The sequence below is a fragment of the Ensifer sp. KUDG1 genome (assembly GCF_050434285.1).
Taxonomy (GTDB): Bacteria; Pseudomonadota; Alphaproteobacteria; order Rhizobiales; family Rhizobiaceae; genus Ensifer.
Genome location: NZ_JBNDIG010000025.1, coordinates 1 through 1,641, shown reverse-complemented (window position 1 = coordinate 1,641; position 1,641 = coordinate 1). Strand labels below are relative to the sequence as shown.

The following is a 1,641-nucleotide window of genomic DNA, read 5'->3' as shown; positions in this document are numbered from 1 at the left end:
TCACATGTTCGGGTAGACCGGGCCTTCGCCGCCTTGGGGCGGTACCCAGTTGATGTTCTGGTTCGGGTCCTTGATGTCGCAGGTCTTGCAGTGCACGCAGTTCTGCGCGTTGATGACGAAGACGTCTTTTCCGTCCTTTTCCACCCATTCGTAGACCCCGGCCGGACAGTAGCGCGTCGACGGGCCGGCATAGATGTCGTGTTCGGAGCGCTTCTGCAGATCCATGTCCTTCACCTTGAGGTGGACCGGCTGGTCCTCCTCGTGGTTGGTGTTCGACAGGAACACCGAGGAGAGCCGGTCGAAGGTGAGAACCCCATCGGGCTTCGGATAATCGATCTTCTGGTGCTGGGCGGCCGGTTCGAGCGACTGCGCATCGGTCTTGCCGTGTTTCAGCGTGCCGAAGAACGAGAAGCCGAACAGCTGGTTGGTCCACATGTCCAAGCCGCCGAGCCCAACGCCGATCGCCGTACCGAACTTCGACCACAGCGGCTTGACGTTCCTCACCCGCTTCAGGTCCTGGCCGATGGCGCTGTCGCGCCAGCCGCGCTCGATCTCGATCGGCTCGTCATTGGCCCGACCCGCTTCGATCGCCGCCGCCAGTTTTTCCGCGGCGAGAATGCCCGAAAGCACCGCATTGTGGCTGCCCTTGATGCGCGGCACGTTGACGAGACCGGCCGAACAGCCGATCAGCGCGCCGCCGGGGAAGGAGAGCTTCGGCACCGACTGGTAGCCGCCCTCGGTGATCGCGCGCGCGCCATAGGAGAGCCGCTTGCCGCCCTCGAAGGTGCCGCGGATCGCCGGATGCGTCTTGAAGCGCTGGAACTCCTCGAACGGGAAGAGATAGGGGTTCTTGTAATTGAGGTGCACGACGAAGCCGACGGCGACCATGTTGTCTTCGAGGTGGTAGAGGAACGAGCCGCCACCGGTCTTCATGCCGAGCGGCCAGCCGAAGGAGTGCTGCACCAGGCCCGGACGATGGTTTTCCGGCTTCACCTGCCAGAGTTCCTTGAGGCCAATGCCGAACTTCTGGACATCGCTATCCCTGGAGAGATCGAACTTGGCGATCAGCTGCTTGGCGAGAGAGCCGCGCACGCCCTCGCCGATCAGCGTGTATTTGCCCAAGAGCGCCATGCCGCGGGCGAAGTTCGGACCCGGCTCGCCGTTCCTCTCGACGCCCATGTCGCCGGTGGCGACCCCGATGACCGCACCCTCGTCGTTGTAAAGCACTTCGGTTGCGGCAAAGCCCGGATAGATCTCGACGCCGAGTTCTTCCGCCTTCGTCGCCAGCCAGCGACAGACGTTGCCGAGCGAGACGATGTAGTTGCCGTGATTGTTCATCAGCGGCGGCATCAGGAAGTTCGGCAGGCGGATCGAGCCGGCAGGTCCTAAGAACAGGAAGTGATCGTCCTTCACTTCGGTCTTGAACGGATGGTCGGCGTCCTTACGCCAGTCGGGCAGCAGCCTATCGATGCCGATCGGATCGACGACCGCGCCGGACAGAATATGCGCGCCGACCTCGGCGCCCTTTTCGAGCACGACCACCGAAAGCTCCGGATTGACCTGCTTCAACCGGATCGCCGCCGCAAGACCCGCCGGTCCCGCACCCACGATCACAACGTCGAACTCCATGCTCTCGCGTTC

The 1,641-nt window shown here is 63.1% G+C and carries 1 protein-coding gene; it reads right to left on the bottom strand.

What is annotated here, in order from left to right; genetic code table 11:
• On the bottom strand, positions 1 to 1,641 hold a 1,641-nt coding region (locus M2267_RS29910; RefSeq protein WP_429119468.1), incomplete at its 5' end, for an electron transfer flavoprotein-ubiquinone oxidoreductase.